Origin of the sequence: Streptomyces sp. SID5464 (assembly GCF_009862985.1) — a bacterium.
GTDB classification, from domain to species: Bacteria; Actinomycetota; Actinomycetes; order Streptomycetales; family Streptomycetaceae; genus Streptomyces; species Streptomyces chartreusis_D.
This window is the reverse complement of record NZ_WWIQ01000065.1, coordinates 1-3172: the sequence shown is the minus strand read 5'-3', so window position 1 is coordinate 3172 and position 3172 is coordinate 1. Positions and strand designations below refer to the sequence as shown.

1 protein-coding gene and 1 pseudogene are annotated in these 3172 nt (G+C 67.0%); both read left to right on the top strand.

Going from position 1 to position 3172, the window contains the following annotated elements; translation table 11 throughout:
• Positions 1–211 (top strand): annotated as a pseudogene (locus GTY47_RS41380) (hypothetical protein); the annotation flags it as partial.
• On the top strand, positions 208–3172 hold a 2965-nt coding region (locus tag GTY47_RS31320; protein WP_010049303.1), incomplete at its 3' end, for a caspase family protein. The pseudogene GTY47_RS41380 and the gene GTY47_RS31320, both read left to right, overlap by 4 nt.

Sequence of the window (3172 nt, the reverse complement as noted above, 5' to 3'; positions counted from 1 at the left end):
CTCTCAGGGGGTGTGGCCGGGCGGCGATGAGCTGGTGTGGACCAACCTCGCCGACGCCGGGGACGTCGTGGCCCTAGTCAAGGACTTGCGCCCGTGTTTCGGTGAGTCGGTGCGCCCGGGGCTGGTCCATAACGGGTCGCACGCACATGATGCGACCGCCTACTTGACCGACGAACTCTGCGGACAGGCGATCGCGGACGGCCTTGCATGATCCCTGACATCGGCGGAGCAGCGGCCGAGGCGGGCGAGCCTCGTCGGTTTCTGATCGCCACCGCCGTGTCCCGGTACCTTAAGAGCCCGGAGTTGAACCGTCCAGGACTGGCTGAGGCACGCCAGAGCGTGATCGACCTCTTCACAGACAAGCTGGGCTATCAGCACCACAGCGCCCTCGGCATGGACCCCACCCGAGCACAGCTGTCCGACCAGCTTCGCATGTTCTGCATTTCACCCGAGCGTCGGGAGGACGACTTCGTCGCGGTGTACATCTGCAGCCACGGTGAGGTTCTCGACGACCGGCGAGATCATGTGCTGCTGGCCTCCGACACCGATCCCGAGGACCTCTCATACACCGCGTTGAGGACAGCTGATCTCGCCGACGCAATGCTGCGCGGCACCAAGGTACGGCGTCTGCTCCTGGTGCTGGACACCTGCTTCTCCGGGCAGGGCGGCAACGAGATGGCCGCGTCCGCCCTGGACCGAATCAGTGCCCAGTGGGGGCAGGACACCGGTTCTGGCCTGGTGGTCATCTCCTCCGCCCAACCCCACCAGCAGGCGCAGACCGGCCTCTTCCCTCGCCTGTTCAGGGACGCGGTCGGCAGTCTGGCCACCGCCGGGTACAGCCCGCAGTCGCTGTCGTTGTCAACCGTCGTGCAGCAGATGAACGACCACCCCGACCGCCCCGGCTACCAGCGCATCACCCTGTCGTTGAACGGACTGACCGGGGAGCCGCCCGCGTTCCTGGCCAATCCCCGCCACAGCAACCGGCTCACCGATGTCGACCTGGCTGTCCAACAGGCCGCCGAGTTCGACGAACACGCACAGCGCCGTGACACCGAGTTCACCAGACGTCTCCTGGTCCGGGCCATGGGGTACCCCGACGACGCTTCACAAGGCTGGTGGTTCTGCGGCCGCCACTGCGCCCTCGCCGACCTCAGTTCCTGGCTAGACCGCACCGACACCGACGGCCGGAATACCTGCCGGGTCGTAACCGCTGGCCCTGGCTCGGGCAAGACCGCTGTACTGGGCCTCATTGCAGCTCTTACGCACCCAGAGCGCCGGCAGTCCGTCCCGATCGACACACTCGGCCTCAGCAAGCACCTGATGCCGGACCCCCATGCCGTCGACGTGGCCATGTACGCGCAGAACCTCACTGACAACGACGTCCTGCACGGAATCGCCGCTGCCGCGAAGGTCAGCGCTCACACCGTCGGCGAGCTACTCGAAGCGCTCCCCGCCCCCGACGATCACCAACGCCCCCTGACCGTCCTCCTCGACGCTCTGGACGAAGCAGCCACCCCGAACACCCTCTGCAGCCGCATCCTACGGCCGCTGATCGACCACTCCAACGGAAAGATTCGTCTGCTGCTCGGCACCAGGCCCTACCTGCTCGACCGGCTGGGCCTCACGCAGAACTCCGAGGAAGTCGTCAACCTCGACGCTCCACAGTATGCCGACCCTGAAGCACTCCAGGCATACGCCGTACGCACCCTCCTCGAAGCACGGTTCGACAGCCCTTACCGGGACGACCCCACAACACTGAAGCCGGTGGCGGAAGCCATCGTGGACGCGGCGGGGACCTCGTTCCTCGTCGCCCGCATCACCGCCGGAACCCTCGCCGCCGCCGAAGACATCGTCCGCAACTCCCACGATCCCGCATGGCGGGCCGGCCTGCCGCGTCACGCCGGCGACGCCATGCGCGACGACCTCACCCGCCGCCTGGGCACCGAAGCCCAACGCGCCAGCGACCTGCTACGCCCACTGGCCTTCGCTCAGGGACAAGGCCTTCCCTGGGAAGACATCTGGGCCCCCCTGGCGTCTGCCTTGTCCGGCCGCATCTACACCGACGAAGACCTTCTGTGGCTCCGCCGCAACGCCGGCTCCTACGTCGTCGAAGCCACCGGATACAGCCGCTCGGCCTACCGGCTCTACCACCAAGCCCTGGCCGAACACCTCCGCGATGGCACCGATCCCCATACCGTCCACGCCGCCTTCACGAAGACACTCACCAGCCGTGTGCCGTACCGTGCCGACGCGACCCGAGACTGGTCACGCGCCCATCCCTACACCCTCAGCAACCTCGCCTTCCACGCGACCGAAGCCGACTGCCTCGACAGCATCCTGAACGACGCCGAGTACCTCGTCCACGCCGTCCCCCGCCGCCTCACTCCCTATTTACGCCATGCCCGCAGCACCATCGCCCGCTTGACCGCAGCCGTCTACCGCACGTCAATCGACCTCCACGAGACTGCGGAGCTACCAGCACGCCGGCAACTCCTCGCTCTCGATGCCGCCCGGGCCGGAGCAAAGGTGCTGCGGCAGCAGCTCACAGAGCGAATTCCCGGGGAAGACTGGGCCGTCCGATGGGCCAGCGGCAGCAAGTTCTCCGCTGCATTGCTCGACACGCTCACCGGCCACGACGGCTGGGTGGGGGGCGTTGCCTGCACCACTGTCGATAATCGGCCTGTCGCGGTCACCAGCAGCCGCGACAGCACGGTCCGTCTGTGGGACCTCACCACCGGTACCCCGATCGGCGACCCGCTCACCGGCCACACCGGCGCTGTGTGGGCCGTTACCTGTACCACCGTCGGTAACCGGCCTGTCGCGGTCACCGGCAGCTCTGATTTCACGGTCCGTCTGTGGGACCTCACCACTCGCACACCGATCGGCGACCCGCTCACCGGCCACACTGGCGCTGTGCATGCCGTTGCCTGTACCACCGTCGGCAACCGGCCAGTCGCCGTCACCGGCAGCGACGACCAAACCGTCCGTCTGTGGGACCTCACCACTCGCACACCGATCGGCGACCCACTCACCGGCCACACTCTCTGGGTGCTGGCTGCGGCCTGTACCACCGTCGACAACCAGCCCATCGCCGTCACCGGCAGCTATGACAACAGCGTCCGTCTGTGGAACCTTGCCTCTCGTATGCCTCTGGGTTCCTTCAACTTAGAGG